This window comes from Streptomyces sp. NPDC050617, from assembly GCF_040654795.1.
Taxonomy (GTDB): Bacteria; Actinomycetota; Actinomycetes; order Streptomycetales; family Streptomycetaceae; genus Streptomyces.
The window spans coordinates 105,750-128,866 of sequence record NZ_JBFAIS010000014.1 but is presented as its reverse complement, the minus strand read 5'-3'; the positions used below and the strand labels follow the sequence as shown (position 1 = coordinate 128,866).

The following is a 23,117-nucleotide window of genomic DNA, read 5'->3' as shown; positions in this document are numbered from 1 at the left end:
CGGAACTTTTTCACCTACTGTTGAATTCAACGTTGGGTGAGTTTTCCTGCGAGGAGAGATCACATGAAGACCGCGATCGATGTCCAGGACCTCGTGGTGACCCGCGGTGGGAAAGAAGTGCTGCACGGCCTCTGCGCGCGCGTCCCGCACGGCGGGATCACCGGGCTGCTCGGGCCGAGCGGCAGCGGAAAGACCACCCTGATGCGCTCGATCGTGGGCGTGCAGCGGGTGAAGTCGGGGCGGGTCACCGTGCTCGGCGAGGCGGCGGGCACGCCGTCGCTGCGCCGCAAGGTCGGCTACTTCACCCAGTCGCCGAGCGTCTACACCGATATGACGGTCCGTGAGAACGTCCGCTACTTCGCCCGCTTCTACGGCCTCGGCCCGGCCGAGGCCGACGAGACGATCGAAGAGGTGGGGCTCCAGGAGCAGGCCGGCCAGATCGTCCGCACCCTCTCCGGCGGCCAGCACAACCGGGCCTCGCTCGCCTGCGCCCTGGTCGCCCGCCCCGAACTGCTCATCCTGGACGAGCCCACGGTCGGCCTCGACCCCGTGCTCCGCGAGGAGCTGTGGACCCACTTCCACCAACTCGCCGCCAACGGCACCACATTGGTCGTCTCCAGCCACGTCATGGACGAGGCCAACCGCTGCGACCGGCTGATCCTCATCCGGGAGGGGGCCGTCGTCGCCGACGACACCCCCGACGCCGTCAAGAAGAAGGCCGGCACGGACGATCTGGACCGGGCGTTCCTCACCCTCGTCCAGGAGAAGGCGGAGGTGGCGTGATGTCGCTGCGACTGACCCTGAGCACCACGGCGCGCGTCCTGGGGCAGCTCCGGCACGACCGGCGCTCCGTCGGCCTGCTGATCGGCGCGCCGCTGCTGCTGCTCACACTCATCTACTTCATGTTCGAGAAGAACGGCGCGGCCCTCGACCGGGTCCTGCTGATCATGCTCGGCGTCTTCCCCTTCCTGCTGATGTTCCTGGTCACCAGCATCGCCATGCTGCGGGAACGCACCTCGGGCACGCTGGAGCGGCTCTTCACCACCCCGCTCGGCAAGCTCGACCTGCTCTTCGCCTACGGGCTCGCCTTCGGCCTGGCCGCCACCGTCCAGGCCACCGTGGCGACCACGGTCGCGTACTGGCTGCTCGACCTCGACACGGCGGGCAACGGCGCGCTCGTGGTGCTGATCGCGGTCGGCAACGCCCTGCTCGGCGTCGGCCTGGGCCTGCTGTGCAGCGCGTTCGCCCGCACCGAGTTCCAGGCGGTGCAGTTCCTGCCGATCGTGGTGCTGCCGCAGATCCTGCTGTCCGGCCTCTTCGTCCCGCGCCCCGAGATGGCGGGCTGGCTGGAGGGCGTCAGCGCGGCCATGCCGCTCGCCCACGGCGTCGAGGCACTGCAAGAGGTGGGCAAGCACATCAGCGCCACGGGGGCGCTGTGGCGCGGCTACGGCGTGGTGATGGGGTGCGTGATCCTGGCCCTGGTACTGGCCGCGAGCACCCTGAGGCGCCGCACGGCATAGGCGTCCGCCGCCCAGGACGGCGAGCGGTGCCGCCCCGGCCCGGCGTTCGGGCGGGGCGGCACCGCTCGCGGCAGCGGCGTCTGCCTTGCTGCCTCACCGTCACATCTTGTTGACCGTAAGAGAGTTGAGAACTGCTCAGAAGATTCGGGGAAAGCGGGGGTGCTCGTGCGGGGACGCAGCGGCCGACGGCCCGGCAAGCCGGACACGCGCGGGGCGATACTGGCCGCCGCGCGTGAGATCTTCGCCGAGCGCGGCTACGACGGCTCGTCGATCCGCCACATCGCGGCGAGCGCCGGCGTCGACCCGGCCCTCGTCCACCACTACTTCGGCAACAAGGAGGACCTCTTCATGGAGGTCGTCAAGGCGCCCATCGAACCCGCCGCCGTGATGGAGGAGATCTTCGCCGACGGCATCGAGGCCGCCCCCGAGAACGTGGTGCGCGCCTTCCTCGGCGTATGCGAGGGGCCGGTGAGCGGCCCCGCCTTCCTCGGGCTGCTGCGGGGCGCGGTCGCGCACCAGTGGCAGGCGCTGCTGCTGCGCGAGTTCTTCACCACCCAGATCGCCCGCCGGGTGGTGCGCCGCCTCGGGTCGGCCGTCGACCCGGCGGAACTGCCGCTGCGCGCCTCGCTGGTGTCGAGCCAGCTGTTCGGCCTCGCGATGGCCCGGTACGTGCTGCGCATCCAGCCGCTGGCGGACGCCTCGCGGGAGGTCGTGGTGGCGGCCGTCGCGCCCAATATCCGCCGGCACATGGTGGGCGCGCTGGGCGCGGAGGGCCGCGAAGCCGTCTGAAATCCGCCCCTGGCCCCCTGAACTCCCGGACCTCTGGACCCCAGCCCCCGGACCCCTGGGACCGTATCCGGGAGCGCCCTCCGGTATTGATCATTCCCGGCGGAATATCCGGCTCAATATTACGAGTCAGTATAATTCCCGGCCCCCGTGGCACGGTAACTCATCCTGTGACGAAAGGTTCCCTTCGCCCCCTCGCCATGTTATCTTGACTAAGCGATGAGGCGCAGTACGGGGGTGCTTTACTGCATGCGCATATTAGTCATCAGTGATAGAACGGTTATTCGGGCCGGCTACCGCATGCTCTTCGAAGGCAAGCCGGATCTGGAGGTTTCCGGAGATGCCGGGGACATGTCGCAGATCAAGAACAGTGTGGACGGTCTGCGGCCCGATGTGGTCGTCATAGACTCCGAGACGAATTCGCTGGACACGGCCGAGGTGATCCGGTTCCTCGGGGCGGCCGTCCCGAGCGCGCCGGCCCTGGTGCTGGTGGGCGAGTTCGACGACCAGGTGCAGCGGCTGCTGCGGGCCGGGGCGCGCGGGCTGCTGCTCAACCGCTCCTCCCCGGCCGAGATCGTGGCCGCGGTCCGGCTGGTCGCGGCAGGGTATTCGCTGCTCTTCCCCTGCCGTGGCCGACGGCTCGTCGACTGGTCGGCCCCGGTCGACGGGGAGGAGAAGGAGAAGGGGCCCGGCCGTGAGCGGCTGGGGCGGCTGACGCGCCGTGAGGTGGATGTGCTCCGGCTCATCGCTCGCGGCTGTAGCAACGCGGAGATCGCCGACGTGCTCTTCGTCAGCGAGAGCACGGTCAAGTCCCACGTCCAGCGCATGCTCGACAAGCTGGACCTGCGCAACCGCGTCCATGCCGTGATCTACGCATACGAGATCGGCATGGTGCGCACGGCCGGATTGGCCGCCGGACTGCCGGTGGCGCCGGTGGGATGAAAGCGGGAGCGCGAATTTCCGCGACGTGCTCCCGCTGACACCCCGGAATTTCCTGGATTTCCCGGGAAACCCTCCGGAAAATCACTGGCCCGGGGCGATGTCCCGGGCCATTCGCATGCGGTCTTTCTTTCCGTTTCCGGTACGGGGCAGCTCGTCGACCACGTGCAGCGCGTCCACGATCATGTAGGAGGGCAGCCGCCGCGCCGAGAACTCCTTGAGCCCGAGCAGCGACACCCGCGCGTCCGGTTCCCGCTTGGTGACCACCGCGTGGAGCGCCGCCTCCAGTCCCGACCCGACGACGACCACCGCCGCGTCCGCCACCCCCGGATGCGCGCCGAGCACGCTCTCCACCTCGCCCAGCTCCACCCGCTGGCCGCGCACCTTCACCAGGTGGTCGCGGCGGCCGGCGAACTCAAGATTCCCGCCGTCGCCGACCCGCACGATGTCGCCGGTCGCGTACGGGCCGGAGTGCGGCTCCCGGCCCCAGTAACCGAGCATCACCGACGGCCCGGAGACCAGGAGTTCGTACTCGCCGTCCCCCTCCCGCGGCACCAGCGTCAGCGAGTCGCCCGAGCACGCCGTCCCGATCGGCAGGGCCGCCGAACGCTCCGCCACGTCCGCCCCCACCTCGTACGACGTGCAGACATTGGTCTCCGTGGGCCCGTACCAGTTGAACATCCGCACCGTCGGCCAGCGGTCCCGCAGCTCCCGCACCTGGGGAAGCGGGAACGGCTCGCCCGCGAAGACGCAGACCCGCAGCGCGGGCGGCGGGGCCTCCTCGAAGAGCCCGCCCTTGGTCATCATCAGCGACAGCGCCGACGGCACCGAGTACCAGACCGTCAGCTCGTTGCGGCGCAGGAAGCGCACCAACTGCTCCGGCGCGTAGGCGAGCTCACTGGAGATCAGGTGGACCGAGGCGCCCGCGTGGAACGCGGCGTAGAGATCGAAGACCGACAGGTCGAAGTTGAACGGGGCGTGGTTGGCGAGCCGGTCGGACGGCCCCAGCTCCAGCAGCTCGGACGCCCAGGTCACGAACGCGAGAGCGTTGCGGTGGCTGAGGCACACGCCCTTCGGCTCGCCGGTGGACCCGGAGGTGTAGAGGATGTAGGCGAGATCGTCGGGGGAGCGGTCGGCCGCGGGCTCGCCCCGCCCCTCCGCGGCGGGCCCGCCCGCCGTCGCCGCAGGGGCCGCACCGTTCGCGGGCGTCAGCAGCGCCTCGAAGGTCACCAGCGCACCCGCCTCCCACGGGGCGCCCGCGGCCTCCTCCGACGCCGAGCCCGCGGCCCGCACCGCACCGTCCGTCCCCTCCTCCGGCACCGGGCCCGCGGCCCGCTGCGCGCCCTCCGCGTCCGTCACGGTCAGCGCCGCGCCGCAGCCCCGGCTGATCAGGGCCGCGCGGGACGGCGGATTGGAGTCGGCCACCGGTACGTACACCGCGCCGAGCCGCAGGCACCCCTGCGTCAGTGCCACGGCCCGCGTGCTCTTGCCCGCCCACAGCACCACCCGGTCGCCGGGCCGCACCCCCCGCGCGGCGAGCGCGGCGGCGCAGCGGTCGGCGAGCGCGTCCAGTTCCCCGTACGTCAGCCGCCCGTCGGGTCCGTGCACCGCGAGCGCCCCCGGATCGCGCCGGGCCGCGTCGATGACCAGCTGATGCAGCATCACAGTCCCAACTCCTTCGCGGCCAGCTCCTTTTGGATCTCCGACGTGCCGGAGAAGAGGAGGCCCGGCACCGCGTCGCGCAGCTCCGCCTCCACGCCGCACTCCGTGAGGTAGCCGCGCCCGCCGAAGACCCGTACCGCGTCCAGGGCGTTGGCGACCGCGCCCTCGGACGCGGCGAGCTTGGACAGCGCCACGGCCAGCCGGGCGGGCCGCCCCCGGTCCATCTCCCAGCACGCACGGTAGAGCAGCAGCCGCGCGCTCTCCAACCGCATCGCCATGTCGACGATCCGGTGCGACACCGCCTGGAAGCCGGTCAGCGGACGGCCGAACTGGCGGCGCGAGCGGGCGTGTTCGGACGCCCGCTCCACCAGCCGCGCCATCATCCCCACATAGCCGGCGAAGAGGCAGGCCCGCTCCCACCCCATCGAGTGCTGGAAGACCGTCGCCCCCATGCCCGGCGCGCCCAGCACGGCGGCGGCGGGTACGAAGCAGTCGGTGAAGGCCACCGCGGACGCCGGGGTGGAGCGCAGCCCCATCTTGTCGAACGGCGCGCCCGCCCGTACGCCCGGCGTGTCTGCGGCGACCGCGAAGGCCGTCTGCCCGAGGTGGCCGGCCTCCGGGTCGGTCGTCGCGTAGGTGACGAAGACCTCGGCGGCCGGGCCGTTGCTGACGAAGCTCTTGCGGCCGTTGAGCACATAGCCGCCGTCCACCGGCACGGCCGTCATCCGGAGCCGGGAGACGTCGGAGCCCGCCTCGTCCTCGGTCATGGCGTTGCCCGCGACGACCTCTCCGGAGCACATGCCGGGCAGCCAGCGGGACTTGAGGTCGTCCGAGCCGAACCGGTCGAGGGGCACGGCGCAGGCGAAGAGGTGCGCGCTCGCCGCGAAGACCAGTCCCGTGTCGTCGCACCCTTCGCCCAGCGCCTCGTACAGCCGCGCGGTGTCCAGCGCCCCCAGCCCCTGCCCGCCGTACTTGTCGGGCAGACAGGCACCGAGCAGCCCCAGCCGCCCGAGCGTCGCCCAGTCCGTACGGGCGAACGGCTCGCGCGGCGCCCGCCCGGCGGGGAAGGCCGCGCGAACCGCCTCCAGCGTCCGCCGATGCCGCTCTTCCTGATCAGCACTCCAGCCGAAATCCATGGGACTCCCCGTAGCGTGGTCGTTTGATGAGCCATCACGGGGCGTGCGCCGCGCGGCGGTTGGGGGTGGCGGCGGGGCGTCCGGGGCGCCGGTCCGACGGTGCGGCGGGATGTGCTCCCGGCGCCGGACCGGTCCGCCCGCGGTGCTCCCGCGCGCTCCACCCCCACCCGCGCAAGGCCCCGTGCGACGCCCCGCCTGCCATCACCGTGCCACGGCGGCCGACCGAACCGCGGCCGGGCGGACGGTAATTCATCCCTTCTGCTGGGACTCCTCCTCCCGGTCCCCTCAACGGTGCTGAACGCCGGGCGCCGGGTTTCCCTCCCATGGCCGATGGCGGCGGCAGTTGCGGCTCGGAAGAATTCCCACCCTCGTGTGTGGGCCGGACGCGCCGCGAAGGCGCACCGAGGGGGCTGGAGGACAGATGGCGGCGGAAGGACTTCCGACAGAGGCGATCGCGATGGCCGATGTGGCCATCGTGCTGCTCGCGGGCCGGTTGTTCGTCCGGCTGAGCAAGCGCGTCCGGCAGCCGCCGGTGGTGGCCGAGATCGCCATCGGCATCGCGCTCGGGCCCAGCCTGCTCGGGCTGCTCCCCGGCGACCTGCCCGGCCGGATCTTCCCCGCCGACGCCCGCCCGATGCTCTCGGCGGTCGCGCAGGTCGGGCTGCTCCTGTTCATGTTCCTGGCCGGCTGGGAGATGGACCTCGGCCGGCTGCGCGGCCGCGGCCGGTCCGTCGGCGCGATGGCCGGGCTCTCCATGGCCGTGCCGTTCGTGCTCGGCGCCGGGGCGGCGGCCCTGCTCGCCGGCCGCTACGCCGGGGGCGCCGGACGGAGCACCACCGCCTTCGTCCTCTTCCTGAGCACGGCCTTCGCCATCACCGCCTTCCCCGTACTGGCCCGCATCATCACGGACAGCGGGCTCACCGGGACCCGCGTGGGCTCCATGGCGATGGCCTGCGCCGCGGTCGGGGACGTACTGGCCTGGTGCGTCCTGGTGCTCGTCGTCGCGGTCTCCGAGGCGGACGGGCCGGGGCACTTCCTCACCGTCGTCGGGCTCACGGCGGCGTACGCGCTGGCGATGGTCCTCGTCGTACGGCCGCTGCTGCGACAGCTGCTCGCGCGGTCGCCGCGCGCCGCCTCCGGAGCGAACCTGCTGGTCCTGATCGCCTCCGGAGTCTTCCTGTCCGCCTGGACGACCTCCTGGATCGGCATCCACGCCATTTTCGGCGCGTTCGCCTTCGGCCTGATCATGCCGCGTGAGGCGCGGGAACTGCTGCACCGGAGGGTGGCGGCGCCGCTCGGCGGGATCGTGACGCTGCTGCTGCCGGTCTTCTTCATCGTCACCGGGCTCTCCGTGGACGTGGGGCTGCTCGGCCTCGGCGGCCTGGCCTCCCTCGGGCTGATCCTGCTCGTGGCCGTGGCGGGCAAGTACGCGGGGACCGTGCTGCCCGCCCGGATGTCGGGGATGTCGTGGCGGGACGCCGGGGCGTTCGGCACGCTGATGAACACCCGCGGCCTCACCGAGATCGTCATCCTCTCCATCGGCCGCGAACTGGGCGTCATCGACCAGGAGATGTTCACCATGATGGTGCTCATGGCCCTGGTCACCACGGCCATGGCCGGTCCGCTGCTGCACTGGCTGGGGGTCACCCGGCCCCCGGCCCCGGTCCTGGCCTCGGTCCCGGTCCCCGAAGAGGCATCGGACGGCGGAGCCGGCGACCGGGCCGCATCGGACGGCGCGCCGCCGGGAGGCGACGGCGGGCTGCCCGCGCCGGCGGCGGAGGCCCGGCCGTGACGCGGGCGGGGCGGATGACCGTACGGACGCTCCAACTGCCACTGGAACAGCAGCCGTTACCGACGTACGCGCGCGACCCGCGGGGGCTCCGGCTGTGGCACGGCACTGCCGTCCGGCCCTCGGCGGCGGACTGGGCGCTCCTCTCGCCGGAGGAACGGCGGCGCGCCCGCCGCTTCACGCGCCCCGCCGAGACCGGTCATTACGTGCACGCCCACGCCCGCGTCCGGCGGATCGTGGCGGGGCTGCTGGACTGCCCGCCCGGCGCGATCCGGTTCGGGCGCGAGCCCTGTCCGGGGTGCGGCGACGCCGGGCACGGCCGCCCGCGTGTCGCCTCGCCGGACACCGTGCTCCGCTTCAACCATTCGCGCAGCGAGGCGGATTGGCTGCTGGCGGTCGCCCCCGAGGGGCAGCGGGTGGGCGCGGACGTCGAACAGATCCGGCCACTCAGCGCGTTCGCGGGGCTCGTCGACAGCTGCCTCGCGCCGGACGAGCGGGACTACGTCAACGCCACCGCCGACCCCGTGCGCCGCAGGCGTCGCTTCTACCGCTGCTGGGTGCGGAAGGAGGCCGTGCTGAAAGCGGTCGGCACCGGCCTCGCGGGCGGCCTCGCGCGGCTGGACGTACGGCCGTCCGAGGCGGGCGGCGCGGTCGTCCGGGCCGAGGGGCCCGGCGCGGGGCGCTTTCTCGTCCACGACGTGCCGCTCGGGCGGGGACTGGCCGCCGCCGTCGCCGAAGAACTCACCGACGGCCGCGCAGACCATCACGCGCAGGCCCGTGCCGCCGGCCGCACAGGGTTATTCGGGAACTCATCAGAAAGGACGGTTCCCGAATTCATCAACGGAGCCGATGAGATGGCCGGGCACGCTGGCTAGGGTGAGGAACGCGGGCATCGCGGTCCGCGTGGCAATCAGCCCCTCACGTTTCTCGAAGTTCGGAATCCCGGAGGTCATACGCATGCCGGAGAGCACCATCCCATACGGGTACGACGAGGTCATCGCCGAGCTGACGGGGTATGTGGAGGCGCGCTTCCTCCCCGAGGGGGAAACCGGACTCCAGCCCGGTTCGCCGCTTCTGGAGTGGGGGATTCTCACTTCGCTCACCACCGCGGAACTGATCTCCTTCATTCTCGACCGATACGGGATCTCCATTCCGCCGGAGCGGATAGTCGGCGCGCACTTCAAGAATCTCGACGCGATATCCCGGCTGGTGGTCTCCCTCCAGGGCGACCCCGCGGGCCGCTCCTGACCCACGGCGGCGGGGCCCGAGAGCTTTGGCCAAGACTCGTCGGCCCCGTCACCGCATCCTCGTCCCGAGGGTGTCCCGGACTCGAAGGATCACCTACTGTATTAACTCACTGACAGATGAATTACATCTCCCAGGGGGTGGGCGCCATATGACCGGTCGGCCGACCAGAGACCGGATCCTGGACGCCGCGCGCGAAGAACTGGCGGCCCACGGCTACAACGGCACCTCGACCCGCAACGTGGCCAAGCGGGCACAGGTCGACATCCGGCTGCTCCACCACTACTTCGGCTCCCGGAGCCGCCTGCTGCACACGGCCCTCCAGCCCGGCCGCCGCCCCGCCCGGCCCCAGGGGGAACCGGACGGCCCGGCGGACGGCGCCCAGGCGCCCACCCCCGACATCGGCTCGGACGCGGCCTGGCTCACCGAGCGGCTCACCGCCCTGTGGGGGACCGACCCCCTCGCCCGGCGCGCCCTCGTCGCCTCCGCCATGACCGACGGCCCGACCGGGTACCGGCTGGCCTCCTTCGTCACCACCCTGCTGCGCGACCTCGAACCGGACGCCGGCGCGGACGGCGGCAGAGGGTGCGGCGGGGAGTGCGCCGACCAGCCGGACGACGGGGCCCGCGGCCCCGACCGGCCCGGCTACGACGAGCTCAGCCGCACCGTCGCCGCCGCCCAACTGCTGGGGCTGGCGGTGCTGTGCGAGTCCGGGGCTCTGGAGCGGCTGGCCATGGCGAGCGGCGCGGGGGACTGCCGGCTCCAGGAGTTCAGCCTGGAGTCCCAGCTCGCCGCCGTACTGGCCGCCATCTCCGCCGAAGGAGGGCTCCGTGCCGTACCGGGGTGAGGCCGCCAAGTGCCCCCGGCGGCCGGGCCCCCACGCCACCGCCAGCAGCGTGCTCATCCTGCGGGCCGCCCGCGAGGAGCTCGCGGAGCACGGCTACGGCGGCAGCACCGTACGCGGCGTCGCCGACCGGGCAGGCGTCAACACCAGCCTCGTCCACTACTACTTCGGCTCGCGCGAGGGCGTGCTCACCGCCGCCCTGCGCGAGGCCGCCCAACTGCTGACGGCGGGCTGGGACAGCCCCGGACCGGACGGATCGGGGCGGGACGGCCCTGGATCGGAGGACCCCGGATCGGACGACCCCGGATGGGGCGGCCCTCGGCGGGATGGCCCCGGGCGGGACGGCCCCGGGCAGGACGGCACCGGCACGGCCGCCGACGGCCGCCCCCGCGGCGGGGCCGAACTGCTCCGCCGCGAACTGCCGCTGTGGGAATCGCCGGAGTGGCGCAGCGCCGTGCTCGCCCTGATCCGCAGCTCCGTGACGCACGAGGCGGCGGGGCGCTACCTGGCCGACGTCGTGCGCCGCGTGTCCCCGGACGCCGGCGGCCCCTGCCCGCACACCGTGATGATCGGCGCCCAGCTCATCGGCCTGATGGTCGTACGCCACATCACGCCCGTCGAACCGCTCGCCTCCGCGGACCTGGACGGCCTGATCGCCCTCCTCGCCCCGGTGGCCGAGCGCCTCCTCGCCGGGCACGGCGAGTACGACGAGTAGGCGAGCGGGCGGACGGATGGACGGGCGGAGGGGCGAGAAGGAGGGCGGGCGAGCAGTCGCGTACGGCGAACGCCCGGCCCGCCCGCTGGGCCCGGACCGCCACTCCGTCTCCGACACCACCGCGCACCGGAAGAGGCCCTATGACCGCCACGACCGCCACGACCTCCACGACCGCCATGTCCGCCGTGACTTCCATGGCCTTCGTGACCGACGGGGGAGCAGCCGGGCTCGATACGGCGGCCGGCTCCGCCGCGGGCGTACGGAGCCGGCCCGCCCGGCCGCAACTCTTCTGTCTGCCGCACGCGGGCGGCAGCGCCGCGGGGTTTCGCCCGTGGCGGCGCCGCGTCGGCGCACACGTCCGCGTGCACCCCGTCGAACTGCCCGGCCGCGGCGCCCGCTGGGACGAGCCGCCGCCCGCCCGACTCCCCGCTCTCGTCGCCGACCTCGCCGCGCGCGTACGGGCCGAGGCCGACGACGGCCCGTACCTGCTCTACGGGCACAGCTTCGGCGCGCTCCTCGCCTACGAACTGGCCCACGCCCTGCGCAACGGCCCCGGCGAGCCGGCCGCCCTGCTGGTCTCCGGGCGCAACGGCCCCGGCGTCCCGCACCCGGCGCTCCCGCTGCACGCGCTGCCGAAGGAGCGGCTGATCGAGCGGTTGCGGACGCTCGACGGGGTGCCGGCCGCCCTGGTCGGCAAGCCGGAGCTGATCGACCCCTTCCTGCCCGTGCTGCGCGCCGACGCCAGGATCGCCGAGCTCTACCGGCGCGGCCGCCACCCGGTGCTGAACTGCCCGGTCCACGTCTTCGCCGGGGACCGCGACCCGCTGGCCGACCCGGCCGGGCTGCGCAGATGGGCGGAGGAGACCACGGCCGGCTGCGAGGTCCAAACCGCCCCGGCGGGACACATGGTGACGGGTCATCCGGCATTTCTGGCCTGGCTGGAACAGACCGTGAGCGGGCTCGCGGCGTAGCGCCGCGCGCGGCTGACGGCCCACTCAGTCGCTCCCCTCGGCCCCCCTCGATCGCCCTCGGTGTCATCCCTGGCCACGGCACAGGGGACAATTGGTGCATGAAGCTGAGCAGAGCGGGACTCAGGGTGCTGCCGTTGGCGATCGCGGCTGTGCTCGCGGCGGGGTGCGGAACGGAGCGAGCCGAGGCGGGTGCGGGCGCGGCCACGCCCGCACCGACCGTGGCGAAGCCGAGCACGCCGACGAACTTCCCCTGCCCCGGCGAGAGCCGGACCCCTTCACCGTCGCCGACGACCGCCGACACCCCGGAGCGCGACGGTCCGCCCGCCGACCACTACGCGGAGAACCACGGCTTCAGGGAACCCTTCCAGCTCTACGGGCAGAGCCGCTGCGACGGGCTCACGGCCGTCAAGCGCGTCAAGGGCGCGCTCGAACCGCTGCGCGAGCGGGGCGACTTCGCCCAGAAGAGCGTTCAGGCGGCGCTCACCGGCCTCGGCTACCCGGCCGCGAACGTGCGCTCGTACGAAGACGGGCCCGAGGCCGCCGGCTTCCGCGTCGAAGTCTCCGAGACCCCGCTGCTCTGCGTGGAGGGCCGGGTGAGCCCGGCCGCCGCCGAGGCGGAGTCCTTCGGCGGCTACCCCGACCACTCCGGCTGCGAAACCCCCAGCGGCGGCCACTGAGCGCGGCGCGCCCGGGCCATGTGCCCGCCCCGCCCCGGCTCAGCCGCGCGGCAGGGCGTACGGACCCGACGAGCCGACCAACAGGGCGGCCGCGGCGCGGAGATCGGCGACGCTGCCCAGGCAGCCGGGCGGCGGTCGTCGCGGCAGGGCGCCGCGGCCCGAGCGCACATGCAGCGACCGGCAGCTCGCCGCCGCGGCGGCCCGGAGGTCCGATTCGTGGTCGCCGATGAGCACCGTCTCGTGCGGGGCGGCGCCGGTGAATCCGAGGGCGCGCAGCACCATGCCGGGCCGCGGCTTGCGGCACGCGCAGTCGGCCTCCGGGGTGTGGGGGCAGTACACGACGCGCGGGGGAGCGGCGCCGTCCGCGGTGAGGTCGGCGGCCATCCGGGCGTGCACGGCGTCGAGGGCGTCCACGGTCATGAGCCCGCGGCCGACGGCGCTCTGATTGGTGATCACCGCGAGCGGCAGCCCGGCGGCGGCCAGCAGTCCGTACCCGGCACGGGCGCCGGGCAGCCACTCCCAGTCCTCGACCGACCGCACATACCCCGGCCGGTTGACGTTGAGCACGCCGTCCCGGTCCAGCAGTACGGCCTTCAGCTCCGGTACGTTCTCGGCCCGCGTCACCGGACTCGGCCCGGCCGCGGAACCCCGCCTGGCCGCGGAACCCCGCCTGGCCACTGAACCCCGCCTGGCCACTGAACCCCGCCTGGCCACTGAACCTCGCCTGGCCACTGAACCCCGCCGGGTCGAGGGGCCCCGCCCGTTCCGGTCCCGACCGGAATGTCCGCTCGATCCTCGCCCGCGCCAAAGGGCCGGCGGTCCGTCCGTAATCCTCTGCGGAAATAGGGCAAGGAATGCTCCCCATGGCGATTCGCATTGCGCTGGCCGGGCGGTATTTCCGTGCTTGACGCGGTTCGCTGAACGGCTATGATCCGACGGTCGATTGCCATGGCCGCAATGGCGTGATCTTGAATTCCGCTGATCTTGAATTGCCGTGATCTTGGCCGAAGGTCAACGTAACAGCGGGCGATGCACCTGTCAACGGACAGTTGACCGGTCCATAAGGGCCGGTATCCGGGCGCGGCGCGAATCGGCCGACCGCCGCGGGGCGCAATACGAGGGAGCGGGGAGCGATGTACATACTCGGCGTCAATACCGGACCCCATGACTCTTCGGCGTGCCTGCTGAAGGACGGGGAACTGCTCGTGATGGCGGAGCAGGAACGGCTGAGCAGACGGAAGCGGGCATTCGGCGAGTCCCCGCGAAAGGCCGTCGCCGCCTGCCTGCGGGCCGCGGACATCTCCCTGTCGGATGTGGCCGAGACCGCCGTGGGCTGGGACGTTCCCCTGCTCAGCGAGGTGGAGGGCGCGCCCTTCGACGCCGCGCGATTCCATGAGTGGCTGCTGCCGGACGACGGCGGGAACCGGCCGCCCACCCGGTTCGTGCCGCACCACATGGCGCACGCCGCGAGCGCGCTGTGGACGAGCGGATTCGAGGACGCGGCGATTCTCGTGCTCGACGGCCGCGGCGAGTGCCGGTCCACCACCCTGGCGCGGGGCTCCGCCGGAAAGATCGAGGTCGTCCGCGACTGGGACACCAGCCTGTCACTCGGCAACTTCTATTCCATCGCCGCCCAATGGGCGGGATTCACCATGTGGGACGCTGGGAAATTGATGGGCCTCGCCTCCTACGGACGTCCGGACCAGGTCATACCGCTGATGGCCGCGGAAGACGACTACACCTTTCCCGGCGCGCCCGCCCCGCGCCGCCGCCCCGCCCAGCACTACCTTCAGCTGCACGACTTCTTGTACGAATACTTCGGGAAGAACAACTACCCCTACGCGGAAGGCGACCGGAACGAGCCGATGGCGCACGCGTCCTTCGCCGCCTCGGTGCAGGCGGCGCTGGAGGACGTCATGCTGGAACTGGCCCGGTTCGCGCGCCGCCGCACCGGAGCCGACCGGCTGGTACTGGCCGGGGGAGTGGCGTTGAACTGCGCGGCGAACGGGCGGCTGCTGCGCTCCGGGATCTTCTCCGACATCTATGTGCCGCCCGTCCCGCACGACGCCGGGGTCGGCCTCGGCGCGGCGCTCCTCGCGGACCGGGAGCTGAGCGGCCGGGGCGACGCCGGCCCGGCCCACCGCATGCGCCACGCCTACTGGGGGCCCGGCATCACGGCGGAGGAGATCGCCTCCTCGATCCGCGACGCGGGCCTGTCGGCCCTGCACCTGTCCACCGAGGACGTGATCGCCCGGACGGCCGCGCACCTCGCGGCGGGCCGGCTCGTGGCGTGGTGCGCGGGGCGCGGCGAGGTGGGGCAGCGGGCGCTCGGCGCGCGCAGCATCCTCTGCGACCCGCGCCACCGGAGCGCGGTGGCGCGCCTCAACTCCGTGAAGGGCAGGGAGATCTGGCGGCCCCTCGCCCCGAGCGTCATGGAGGAGTACTGGAGCGCGATGTTCGAGACCGCGCCCTTCGCCCTCTGCGAATTCATGCTCGCCGCCGTCCCGGTCCGCGGCGCCGCCCAGCGCATGCTGGCCGCGGCCGTGCACGTGGACGGCACGGCGCGCCCGCACCTCGTCCGCCGCTCGGTGAACGAGCGGTTCTGGTCCCTGATCGACGCGTTCCGCCGGCTGACGGGCGTGCCCGCCGTGCTCAACACTTCCTTCAACCTGGCCGACGAGCCGGTGGTGTTCAGCCCGGACGACGCCATCGCCACGTTCGTCCGCAGCGACATCGAGGTGCTCGTCCTGGGGGACTGCCTGCTGGAGAAGGCCTGCGTGGACGAGCCCGTACGCGACCAGGCCGGGCGCCGGGCGGCGCGCGGCACACGCGGCGGACGTGCCGTGCGCGGCGCGCCGGGTGCGTCCTCGTCGTTCCTGCCGTGGGAGGCGGCTGGAAACTGACACCCAAATCCCTTTGCTCATTGCCGAGTTGGGATATCGCCGCTTCCATTGCTCTCCCTGTAGCCGGTGCTGATGTGAGGCATGTGATGGAGGGGGACACCTTGCGCGAACCCGGAGCACGACGCGGCAGACCGAACGGACTCGGCAGCCCGAACGGACGCGGCAGACATGACAGACGCGGCAGAGCGAGCGGGGTGGGCGTTTCCGGTGTGCGGAGCGCCATGACGGGTGCGGTGGCGCTGATCGGCGCCACCGCACTCCTCGTCTCGGCCGCGCCCGCCGACGCCGCGCCGGGCGCCGCGCCGCCCGCCGGCCCCCGCGAACTGATCCCCGGCAAGCGCACTGCCGCGCCCGCGCTCGTCGACGGCCTCCGCGAACCCGCCGAGGCCACGGTCGGCGCCGCCGACGCGGCGCGCCGCCACCTCGCCGACCACCGCGGCCGCTACCGCATCGCCGACCCGGTACGCGACTTGCGGCCTGTACAGGCGGTGGAGTCCGGCGGCGAGGAGACCGTGCGGCTCCAGCAGCGGTACCGGGGCGTGGAGGTCCTGGGCGGCCAGTACGTGGTCCGGATGGAGCGCAAGGGCGGCAAGCGCGTCGTCACCGGCGCCTCCGGCGCGTACTTCACCGACCTGAGGACCGACACCACCCCGGAGGTCGACGAGGAGCTGGCGGTCGAACGGGCCGTCGACGCGGCGACGGACCAGCTCAGGGCGGCCGGCGGGGGCGGCGCGGCGTGGGACGAGGCACGGCCGCTGTCCGGCGCCGCGCGCGGGCTGGTCGTGCTGCCTACGGGCACGGGCCTGCTCACCTGGCACGTGACCGTACGCGGCCGCCACCCCGGCACGGGCGAACCGGTACTGCGGGAGGTCTACGTCGACGCGCGGGCCGGGTACCCGGTGCTCCAGTACAGCGGTATCAAGACGTTCACGGCGCCCGCCGCTCCCGCCGCCTCCCCGAGGGCACCTCGAAGGGTCTCCCAACGGGCGGACCAGGGGCCCGCCGTAGCGGGTTCCGGCGTCAAGTACGACGGTCGGGCAGTCGAGTTGCAGCTGACCCACGACGAAGCGCGGCAACGGTATGTGATGCGCGATCAGTCCCGTATGCGGGACGGCGACAAGAACCCGATATCCACCTGGGACGCGCGCGACAGATCCGTCAGTGAAGTGTCCGGGCAATGGCCCCCCGGCATCGAGGAGTTCGCCTCGCCGACCCCCGCCTTCGGCGGCGAGGCGACCGAGGCGGGCGCGGTCGACGCGCACTGGGCGGCCGGCAAGGTCTACGACTACTACCGGCAGGCGCACGGCCGGGACAGCCTCGACGGCCGTGGCGGCGCCATCAACTCCCTGGTCGGCGTCACCGATTTCGGACGCCCGTACAGCAACGCCTTCTGGGACGGAACCAAGATGGTGTACGGCGGCGGCGACGCCGAGTACCGCGCGTTCTCCGCGGGCCTGGACGTCGTCGGGCACGAGATGACGCACGGCGTCGTCGAGAACAGCGCGAACCTCGTCTACGCGGGCCAGTCCGGCGCCATGAACGAGGCGATCGCCGACTACTTCGGCAACGCCGTCAAGACCGACGTCTACGGCATCCCCATGGACAGCCCCGACGCCGGACTGCTCGGCGAGTCGCTGTGCCGGACCAAGCCGCCGCGCGAGTGCGCGGCCCGCGACCTCAACGACGGGCGGACCGCCGCCACATCCTTCCTCGGCGTCTCCCTCACCACCGACAACGGCGGCGTCCACCTCAACTCCACCATCTTCTCCGGCGCGTTGTGGGACATGCGCGAGGACATCGGCCGCACCCTGGCCGATCGCGTCGTCTACCGGGCGCTCACCGCGTACCTGACCCCGCTGGACGGCTTCACAGAGGGGCGCGCCGCGGTGCTCGCCGCCGCCCGTGACCTCAAGGCGTCCGCGAAGGAGCTCAAGGCCGTCGAGCGGTCCTTCAACGCCCATGGCATCGTGCCCGGTTGGGAACTCGCCACCGGCGTCGACTCCGACCGGCTGATGGGCGACGTCAACACGGAAGGCGTCCGGGTGGGTGCGGGCGGCGGCTGGTGGGCCACCTCCAAATCCGACGAGAACGGCGGCGAGCCGTACTCTGTGTGGGCCGGCCGCGCCGACGGCACCGGTGCGCCGCAGCGGATCAGCCCCAACGACGGCCGGTACCACGTGCATCCCGCCACCGACGGGAAGACCGTGGTGTGGCTGGCGTACAACCGCAGGACCGTGGACCTCCTCGCGCGGCCGATCGCGGGCGGGCCCGTCAAGAAGCTGTGGTCGGGCCGGCGGGTCGGGCCCGAGCTCCAGGTCGAGGGCGATGTGGTCGTCGTGGAGTCGCGGCCCCGGGGAGCCCGGTCGATCGTGGAGTATCTGCGGCTCAGCGACCCGACCCCGGTGGACGTGACCGGCGATCGGAACGTGAACTCCAGCTACCCGTCGATCGGCGACGGCCGCATCGCGTACGCCACGAGTCAACGTTCCGAGGGCGACTGGACGTACGGGACCGAGGTGCTCGACCTCAAGACCGGCGTACGGACCCGGATGGGGCAGCTCGGGACGCTCAAGGACACCGGGCCGACCGCGATCAGCGGCGGCCATGTGTTCTGGCTGGCCAATGAGGCGGACGACGGCCGGTTGACGGCCGTGCGCCGCGCGGACCTGGACGGCACGAACGTGGTGGACCTCAGCCCGGCCAAGGGTCCGGGCGCCATCGAGGGCATCGACCTCATCGCCTCGGGGGACGCGGTGACCGCCGCCACCTGGACGCCCGCCCCCGAATACCGCAACGAGGCGCTGCCCAAGCTGTGGCAGTTCTCGGCCGACGGGAAGCGGCGGGACCGGGTGTCCTGCAACCGGGGCGAGCAGATGTGGGCCGGCATGCCGGGCGGCCGGCAGGTGGTGTGGACGGACTCCACCACCGGCCACAGCGACGTGGTGACACGCACCCGACCGGCGGGAAAGTGTGGCTGAACACCCTGGTGAGGCCGCTTGCTTGACTGCCTGTCAGGCGGGTGGCCCGTCAGCCCGTCGGACCGTCAGTCCGTCGATCCGTCAGTCCGTCGACCCTGCGGCCTCCCCGCTGTACTGCTCCATCAGATCCACGAGACCCTGCGGCGCGTCCGCGCGGAAGCAGATGTCGAGGTTGGCGGCGGACTCGGCAGCCGACGCCTCGCTGCGCGGGAAGAGGTCCCGCTCGTACGCGGCCAGCGCCGCCTCCGTGTCGCCGGGGTGCGCCACGACGGCCGCGGCGAGCTCGGCACCGTCGAGCATCGCGAGGTTCGCGCCCTCGCCCGCGAACGGGGACATCAGATGGGCGGCGTCGCCGAGCAGCGTCACACCGGGCGTACGCGCCCAGCTGTGCCCGACCGGCAGGGCGTGGATCGCTCGGGGGACGAGCGCGCCGTCGCTGCCCGCGACGAGCGTCCGCAGGCTCTCGTCCCAGTCGGCGAACGGCTCCAGCACGCGCGCCCGCGCCGCCTCGGAGTCCGCGCCCGCGTCGGCGAGGAGCGAGGCGGCCCAGTCCTCGGGCGCCCGCAGCGCGCAGTACGTGTGCAGCGAGCCGTCGGCCGCGCGGTGGACGAGGAAGCCCATCCCCTCGTCGAGCGCGAACATCATGCCGCCGCCGACGAGGGCCGCGCTGCGCGGGTGCCGGGCGTCGGCGTCGTCCATGTGCGCTTCGACGAAGGAGAGACCGGAGTAGACGGGTGTGGCGTCCGAGACCAGCGGGCGCACCTTGGACCAGGCGCCGTCGGCCCCGATCAGCAGGTCGGTGGTGAACACGGTTCCGTCGGCGAGCGTCACCTCGTGCCGCCCGTCGCCGAGGGGGCGGGCGGCGGCGACCTTGGAGCCCCAGCGGACCGTGTCGTCGGGCAGGGCGTCGAGCAGCAGGTCGCGCAGCGCGCCCCGGTGCACCTCGGGCCGGTTGGAGTCGTCGCCGGCGTCCTCCCAGCGGAGGTTCGCGTCCTTGTCGAGTACGCGCATGGCCTCGGCGCCGGGGTGGACGAGCGCCCGGAACTCGTCGTAGAGACCGGCCGCGCGCAGGGCGGCCTGGCCGGACTCCTCGTGCATGTCCAGCATGTTGCCCTGATGCCGGGCGTTGGGCGAGGCGTCGAGTTCGAGCACGGTCGCCGCGACCCCGTTCAGGTGGAGTACGCGGGCGAGGGTGAGACCGCCGAGGCCGCCGCCGACCACGGTGATGGGGTGGTGCGTCGTCATTTCTCGTGTCCTTCCGTGGCGGCCGGAGCCGGCCGGTCGTTCTCCGCCGGCCCGGCGTCGGGCCGCGGGGTGTGCAGCGTTCCGTTGATCAGCAGATGGAATCCCCAGGCCAGGCGCTCCGGGCCGGTCCCGGAGAGCAGTTCGGCGCCCAGGGCGGCGAGGTGCGGGTGCGTCTGCTCGGAGGCGTCGCGCAGCGCCGCGGCGACCGCGTCCCACTCGCCCGTCCTGGCGGTGGTCCCTTCCTTGCCGGCGTGCTCGGCGGCGGTCGCGGTCCCGTACTGCAGCAGCAGATCGACCGCCCACGCCGCCCGCCGGGCCGGGACGCCGCCCTCGCCGAGCAGGGACAGCAGGGCTTCCACCAGGTCGAGGTAGTGCTTCCCGGCCGGCCGGGCGACCAGCGCCGACTGGGCGAGGCCGGGGTTCTCGAACAGCACCGTCGTGTACGAGGTGAGGACTCGCACCAGCCGGTCGCGCCACGCGCCGGGCGTCCGGGCCGGGCCGAGGTCGACCGCGCCGAGCATCTCGTCGAGCACGGCCGCGTGCAGTTCGGCGGTGTTGCGCACGTACACATAGAGCGAGGCGGGGCCGGTGTCGAGCTCCTGGGCCAGGCGGCGCATGGTGACGCGGCTGAGCCCTTCGGCGCGCATCAGATCGACCGCGGTGGCGACTATGCCGTTCCGGGTGAGGGCGGGCTTGGCCGGCCGCTCCCGACGGCTCCTGGGCGTCTTCGCTGTCATGCCGACCACGGTAACGAACATGTTCGTGACGAACAAGTTCGTAGCTGATGGAGGCCGTGCGGAACCCCTCGGCGGCGTGGCCCGGTGCGGCCGTGTCGGACCCCCTTCGTACGCTGGTTCGTATGGCCCGCCCCTCCCCGCCAGCCTCGCGGGGCGCGCCCTGACCGCCGCCCCTACGACAGTCCCCGCCCGCCACCCGACGAAAGAGCCCCCCCACCCGCAACCCAGCGAAAGACACCACCATGCGCATCGGTATCGACGTCGGAGGAACCAACACCGACGCCGCCCTGCTCGGGGACGACGACCGGGTGCTCGCGGCCGCCAAGTCGCCGACGACGGCGGACATCACGTCCGGCGTCACGGCGGCCGTCCGCGCCCTCGACGCGCCCGTCGAGTCCGTCACCGCCGTGATGATCGGCACCACCCACTTCCTCAACGCGCTCATCGAGGGCGCCCGGCTCGCCCCCGTCGCGGCCGTACGGCTCGGCCTGCCCGCCACGGCCGCGCTGCCGCCCATGACCGACTGGCCGGACCGGCAGCGCGCCGCGGTCGGCGGGCACGGCTACCTGTGCCACGGCGGCCGGGAGTACGACGGCCGGCCGCTCTCCCCGCTGGACCCGGAGGAGCTGAAGCGGACCGCGGCCGACATCGCCGCCCGCGGCATCACCTCCGTCGCGATCTCCTCCGTGTTCTCGCCCGTCGCCGAGGAGGACGAGCGGCGCGCCGCGGACATCCTCCGCGCCGAACTCGGCGACGCCACGCACTTCTCGCTCTCCCACGAACTGGGCCGCATCGGACTGCTCGCCCGCGAGAACGCCACGATCGTCAACGCCGCCCTGCGCGACCTCGCCACCGTCATCGTGGAGTCCTTCGGCGAGGCCCTCGCCAAGGTGTCGATCACCGCGCCGTTCTTCCTGTCCCAGAACGACGGGACGCTGATGGACGTGGACTTCGCCCGTACGTACCCGGTGGCGACCTTCGCGTCCGGACCCACCAACTCCATGCGCGGCGCGGCCTTCCTCTCCGGGCTCGGGGACTGCGCCGTCGTCGACGTGGGCGGCACCACCGCCGACGTCGGCATCCTCGCGGGCGGCTTCCCGCGCGAGGCCGCCGGCGAGAGCGAGGCCGCCGGCATCCGCACCAACTTCCGCATCCCCGACGTCCTCTCCCTCGGCATCGGCGGCGGCTCCCTCGTCTCCGACGACGCCGAGACCGGCCCCCGGTCCGTCGGCTACCGGCTCACCGACGAGGCGCTGGTCTTCGGCGGCGCCACCCTGACGGCCACCGACCTCGCCGTCGCCGCGGGCCGCGCCGACATCGGCGACCGGAGCCGCGTCGCCCACCTCGGCCCCGAGTTCACCGGGCGCGCCCTCGCGCGGATCGCCGAACGGCTGGCGGAGAGCGTCGACCGGATGCGCACCTCGGCCGCGCCGCTGCCCGTCGTCGCCGTCGGCGGCGGCTCCATCCTCGTGCCCGGCGCCCTGCCCGGCTTCGACGACGTGCGCCGCCCCGGCCACTTCGGCGTGGCCAACGCGGTCGGCGCCGCCATCGCGCAGGTCGGCGGCGAGGTCGACCGCGTCTTCCAGGTGCCCGACGGCCGCCGCGAGGCGGTGCTCGCCGAGGCCCGCGAGGAGGCCGCCGGCCGGGCCGAGGAAGCGGGCGCCCGGCACGGCAGCGTACGGATCGTGGACATCGAGGAGGTGCCGCTCGCGTATCTGCCGGGCGGCGCCACGCGCATCCGCGTCAAGGCCGTCGGCGACCTCGACCTCGGCAGGCTCGGCCGCGACCGGCCCGACCCCGGCAGGCGAGAACCGGACCGGCCCGACCACGACCGGCCCGGCACCCAGCGGCACGACGGAGCGACCCCCCATGCGTGAGATCACCCTCGACATCCTCGACGACATCGCCCGCGGCGCCGGCATCCTCGGCACGGGAGGCGGCGGCGACCCGTACATCGGCAAACTGCTGGCCCGCGAGGCCATCCGCGCACACGGGCCCGTGCCGGTCGTCGCCATCGACGAGGTGCCGGCCGACGCGACCGTCGTCCCCGTCGCCGGGATGGGCGCGCCCACCGTCCTCCTCGAACGCGTCCCCAACGGCGGCGAGGAACTGACCGCCCTGCGCGCCCTGGAGAAGCACCTCGGCCGCCCCGCCACCCACATCACGCCCATCGAGATCGGCGGCGTCAACTCGATGCTGCCCATCGCCTGCGCCGCCGCGGCCGGCCTGCCGATCGTCGACGGCGACGCGATGGGGCGCGCCTTCCCCGAACTCCAGATGGTGCTGCCCGGCCTCATCGGCGTCGCCAACTCGCCGATGGCGCTCGCCGACGACAAGGGCAACACCATCATCGTCGAGGCCGTCGACAACCACGCCGCCGAGCGCATCGCCCGCGCCGTCTGCGTGGAACTCGGCTGCCAGATCTCCTGCGTGGACACGGTGCTCCGCGGCGACCAGCTGGCCGACGGCCTCGTACCGGCGACGCTGACACTGGCCGGGTGCCTCGGAGCGGCGGTCCGCGAGGCGCGCGCCGCGCACACCGACCCGGTGGCCGCCGCCCGCGCCATGCTCTCCGGCATCCCCCTGCTCACCGGCAAGGTCGTCGACGTCGGACGGCGCACCGAGGGCGGCTTCGCGCGCGGCCGGGCCCGGCTGGAGGGCATCGGCGACGACGCGGGCCGGGTGCTCGAACTCGACTTCCAGAACGAGCACCTGCTCGCCACGCGGGACGGCGTGACCGTCGCGACGACACCGGACCTGATCTGCGTCCTGGACAGCGAGACCGGCTCGCCCGTCACCACCGAGGGGCTCCGCTACGGCCTGCGCGTCAGCGTCCTCGCGGCGCGCTGCGACCCCCGGTGGACCTCGCCGGCCGGTCTCGCCCTCACCGGTCCGCGCTACTTCGGTTACGAGACGGACTACTTGCCGTTCGGGACGGCGACGGGGTGAGACCCGCCGCCGGGGCGGCGG

General features: G+C 73.2%; 20 protein-coding genes. 15 read left to right on the top strand and 5 right to left on the bottom strand.

The genetic code is table 11. The features are described 5' to 3' along the window. The first annotated feature begins 63 nt into the window (after nt 1-63). From AB0I49_RS20070 to AB0I49_RS20055, 4 genes are all read left to right on the top strand, one after another. Complete coding sequence (locus AB0I49_RS20070; RefSeq protein ID WP_363228341.1) at nt 64-783, top strand: ABC transporter ATP-binding protein; 720 nt, start codon at nt 64-66, stop codon at nt 781-783. Then, nucleotides 783-1,520 carry an ABC transporter permease gene (locus AB0I49_RS20065; protein ID WP_363228340.1) on the top strand — a complete coding sequence of 246 codons (738 nt, stop codon included), beginning with the start codon at nt 783-785 and terminating at the stop codon, nt 1,518-1,520. The genes AB0I49_RS20070 and AB0I49_RS20065 overlap by 1 nt, the downstream gene beginning before the upstream one ends. A 159-nt stretch (nt 1,521-1,679) precedes the next feature. Next, the gene (locus tag AB0I49_RS20060; RefSeq protein WP_363228339.1) at nt 1,680-2,309 is read left to right on the top strand and encodes a TetR family transcriptional regulator; all 630 of its coding nucleotides are present in this window, start codon (nt 1,680-1,682) and stop codon (nt 2,307-2,309) included. Between the two features lie 216 nt (nt 2,310-2,525). Continuing rightward, entirely contained in the window at nt 2,526-3,248 is a 723-nt protein-coding gene (locus AB0I49_RS20055; protein ID WP_363228338.1) for a response regulator transcription factor, read from the top strand. An 81-nt stretch (nt 3,249-3,329) separates the two neighbouring features. Here AB0I49_RS20055 and AB0I49_RS20050 read toward each other — a convergent pair whose 3' ends face one another. Together AB0I49_RS20050 and AB0I49_RS20045 are read right to left on the bottom strand one after the other, a co-directional pair. Then, the gene (locus AB0I49_RS20050; RefSeq protein ID WP_363228337.1) at nt 3,330-4,907 is read right to left on the bottom strand and encodes an AMP-binding protein; all 1,578 of its coding nucleotides are present in this window, start codon (nt 4,905-4,907) and stop codon (nt 3,330-3,332) included. Beyond that, nucleotides 4,907-6,043 carry an acyl-CoA dehydrogenase family protein gene (locus tag AB0I49_RS20045; protein ID WP_363228336.1) on the bottom strand — a complete coding sequence of 379 codons (1,137 nt, stop codon included), beginning with the start codon at nt 6,041-6,043 and terminating at the stop codon, nt 4,907-4,909. The genes AB0I49_RS20050 and AB0I49_RS20045 overlap by 1 nt, the downstream gene beginning before the upstream one ends. Before the next feature lie 457 nt (nt 6,044-6,500). Here AB0I49_RS20045 and AB0I49_RS20040 point away from each other — a divergent pair, with 457 nt between their 5' ends. The 7 genes from AB0I49_RS20040 (at nt 6,501) to AB0I49_RS20010 (ending at nt 12,284) form a co-directional block, all read left to right on the top strand. Then, nucleotides 6,501-7,835 carry a cation:proton antiporter gene (locus AB0I49_RS20040; RefSeq protein WP_363228335.1) on the top strand — a complete coding sequence of 445 codons (1,335 nt, stop codon included), beginning with the start codon at nt 6,501-6,503 and terminating at the stop codon, nt 7,833-7,835. After that, nucleotides 7,832-8,707 (top strand): 4'-phosphopantetheinyl transferase superfamily protein, encoded by an 876-nt coding sequence (locus AB0I49_RS20035; RefSeq protein WP_363228334.1) that lies wholly within the window; start codon nt 7,832-7,834, stop codon nt 8,705-8,707. Before AB0I49_RS20040 ends, AB0I49_RS20035 begins: the two co-directional genes overlap by 4 nt. An 82-nt stretch (nt 8,708-8,789) precedes the next feature. Then, a complete protein-coding gene (locus AB0I49_RS20030) occupies nt 8,790-9,080 on the top strand; it encodes an acyl carrier protein (protein ID WP_363129328.1) in 291 nt (96 codons plus the stop codon). 148 nt (nt 9,081-9,228) lie between these two features. Then, nucleotides 9,229-9,924: a helix-turn-helix domain-containing protein gene (locus AB0I49_RS20025; RefSeq protein ID WP_363228333.1), complete on the top strand. Its 696-nt coding sequence runs from the start codon at nt 9,229-9,231 to the stop codon at nt 9,922-9,924. Then, entirely contained in the window at nt 9,908-10,636 is a 729-nt protein-coding gene (locus AB0I49_RS20020) for a TetR family transcriptional regulator (protein ID WP_363228332.1), read from the top strand. The genes AB0I49_RS20025 and AB0I49_RS20020 overlap by 17 nt, the downstream gene beginning before the upstream one ends. 140 nt (nt 10,637-10,776) lie before the next feature. Then, complete coding sequence (locus AB0I49_RS20015) at nt 10,777-11,607, top strand: alpha/beta fold hydrolase (RefSeq protein WP_363228331.1); 831 nt, start codon at nt 10,777-10,779, stop codon at nt 11,605-11,607. A 98-nt stretch (nt 11,608-11,705) separates the two neighbouring features. Next, on the top strand, nt 11,706-12,284 hold the full coding sequence (locus AB0I49_RS20010; protein WP_363228330.1) for a hypothetical protein: 579 nt from the start codon (nt 11,706-11,708) through the stop codon (nt 12,282-12,284). Between the two features lie 39 nt (nt 12,285-12,323). On the opposite strand, the gene AB0I49_RS20005 is transcribed toward AB0I49_RS20010, so the two are convergent. After that, nucleotides 12,324-12,908, bottom strand: coding sequence for an HAD-IIIA family hydrolase (locus tag AB0I49_RS20005; RefSeq protein WP_363228329.1), 585 nt, complete (start codon nt 12,906-12,908; stop codon nt 12,324-12,326). A 509-nt stretch (nt 12,909-13,417) separates the two neighbouring features. On the opposite strand from AB0I49_RS20005, the gene AB0I49_RS20000 reads away from it, so the two are divergent. After that, nucleotides 13,418-15,187 (top strand): carbamoyltransferase C-terminal domain-containing protein, encoded by a 1,770-nt coding sequence (locus AB0I49_RS20000; protein ID WP_363228328.1) that lies wholly within the window; start codon nt 13,418-13,420, stop codon nt 15,185-15,187. A 221-nt stretch (nt 15,188-15,408) separates the two neighbouring features. After that, on the top strand, nt 15,409-18,165 hold the full coding sequence (locus AB0I49_RS19995; RefSeq protein WP_363228327.1) for a M4 family metallopeptidase: 2,757 nt from the start codon (nt 15,409-15,411) through the stop codon (nt 18,163-18,165). Nucleotides 18,166-18,246: 81 nt separating this feature from the next. On the opposite strand, the gene AB0I49_RS19990 is transcribed toward AB0I49_RS19995, so the two are convergent. Both AB0I49_RS19990 and AB0I49_RS19985 read right to left on the bottom strand, forming a co-directional pair. After that, nucleotides 18,247-19,410, bottom strand: coding sequence for an NAD(P)/FAD-dependent oxidoreductase (locus AB0I49_RS19990; protein ID WP_363228326.1), 1,164 nt, complete (start codon nt 19,408-19,410; stop codon nt 18,247-18,249). After that, on the bottom strand, nt 19,407-20,147 hold the full coding sequence (locus AB0I49_RS19985; protein WP_363228325.1) for a TetR/AcrR family transcriptional regulator: 741 nt from the start codon (nt 20,145-20,147) through the stop codon (nt 19,407-19,409). The genes AB0I49_RS19990 and AB0I49_RS19985 overlap by 4 nt, the downstream gene beginning before the upstream one ends. Nucleotides 20,148-20,389: 242 nt before the next feature. Here AB0I49_RS19985 and AB0I49_RS19980 point away from each other — a divergent pair, with 242 nt between their 5' ends. Beyond that, nucleotides 20,390-22,024: a hydantoinase/oxoprolinase family protein gene (locus AB0I49_RS19980; protein ID WP_363228324.1), complete on the top strand. Its 1,635-nt coding sequence runs from the start codon at nt 20,390-20,392 to the stop codon at nt 22,022-22,024. Next, a complete protein-coding gene (locus AB0I49_RS19975; protein ID WP_363228323.1) occupies nt 22,017-23,096 on the top strand; it encodes a DUF917 domain-containing protein in 1,080 nt (359 codons plus the stop codon). Before AB0I49_RS19980 ends, AB0I49_RS19975 begins: the two co-directional genes overlap by 8 nt. The last annotated feature ends 21 nt before the right edge of the window (nt 23,097-23,117 follow it).

Excerpts from the sequence above, each read along its gene's own strand:
- AB0I49_RS20070 (WP_363228341.1), top strand. The coding sequence starts at position 64 with ATGAAGACCGCGATCGATGTCCAGGACCTCGTGGTGACCCGCGGTGGG.
- AB0I49_RS20065 (WP_363228340.1), top strand. The coding sequence starts at position 783 with ATGTCGCTGCGACTGACCCTGAGCACCACGGCGCGCGTCCTGGGGCAG.
- AB0I49_RS20055 (WP_363228338.1), top strand. The coding sequence starts at position 2,526 with ATGAGGCGCAGTACGGGGGTGCTTTACTGCATGCGCATATTAGTCATC.
- AB0I49_RS20050 (WP_363228337.1), bottom strand. The coding sequence starts at position 4,907 with ATGCTGCATCAGCTGGTCATCGACGCGGCCCGGCGCGATCCGGGGGCG.
- AB0I49_RS20045 (WP_363228336.1), bottom strand. The coding sequence starts at position 6,043 with ATGGATTTCGGCTGGAGTGCTGATCAGGAAGAGCGGCATCGGCGGACG.
- AB0I49_RS20040 (WP_363228335.1), top strand. The coding sequence starts at position 6,501 with ATGGCCGATGTGGCCATCGTGCTGCTCGCGGGCCGGTTGTTCGTCCGG.
- AB0I49_RS20030 (WP_363129328.1), top strand. The coding sequence starts at position 8,790 with ATGCCGGAGAGCACCATCCCATACGGGTACGACGAGGTCATCGCCGAG.
- AB0I49_RS20025 (WP_363228333.1), top strand. The coding sequence starts at position 9,229 with ATGACCGGTCGGCCGACCAGAGACCGGATCCTGGACGCCGCGCGCGAA.
- AB0I49_RS20015 (WP_363228331.1), top strand. The coding sequence starts at position 10,777 with ATGACCGCCACGACCGCCACGACCTCCACGACCGCCATGTCCGCCGTG.
- AB0I49_RS20010 (WP_363228330.1), top strand. The coding sequence starts at position 11,706 with ATGAAGCTGAGCAGAGCGGGACTCAGGGTGCTGCCGTTGGCGATCGCG.
- AB0I49_RS20000 (WP_363228328.1), top strand. The coding sequence starts at position 13,418 with ATGTACATACTCGGCGTCAATACCGGACCCCATGACTCTTCGGCGTGC.
- AB0I49_RS19995 (WP_363228327.1), top strand. The coding sequence starts at position 15,409 with ATGACGGGTGCGGTGGCGCTGATCGGCGCCACCGCACTCCTCGTCTCG.
- AB0I49_RS19990 (WP_363228326.1), bottom strand. The coding sequence starts at position 19,410 with ATGACGACGCACCACCCCATCACCGTGGTCGGCGGCGGCCTCGGCGGT.
- AB0I49_RS19985 (WP_363228325.1), bottom strand. The coding sequence starts at position 20,147 with ATGACAGCGAAGACGCCCAGGAGCCGTCGGGAGCGGCCGGCCAAGCCC.
- AB0I49_RS19980 (WP_363228324.1), top strand. The coding sequence starts at position 20,390 with ATGCGCATCGGTATCGACGTCGGAGGAACCAACACCGACGCCGCCCTG.
- AB0I49_RS19975 (WP_363228323.1), top strand. The coding sequence starts at position 22,017 with ATGCGTGAGATCACCCTCGACATCCTCGACGACATCGCCCGCGGCGCC.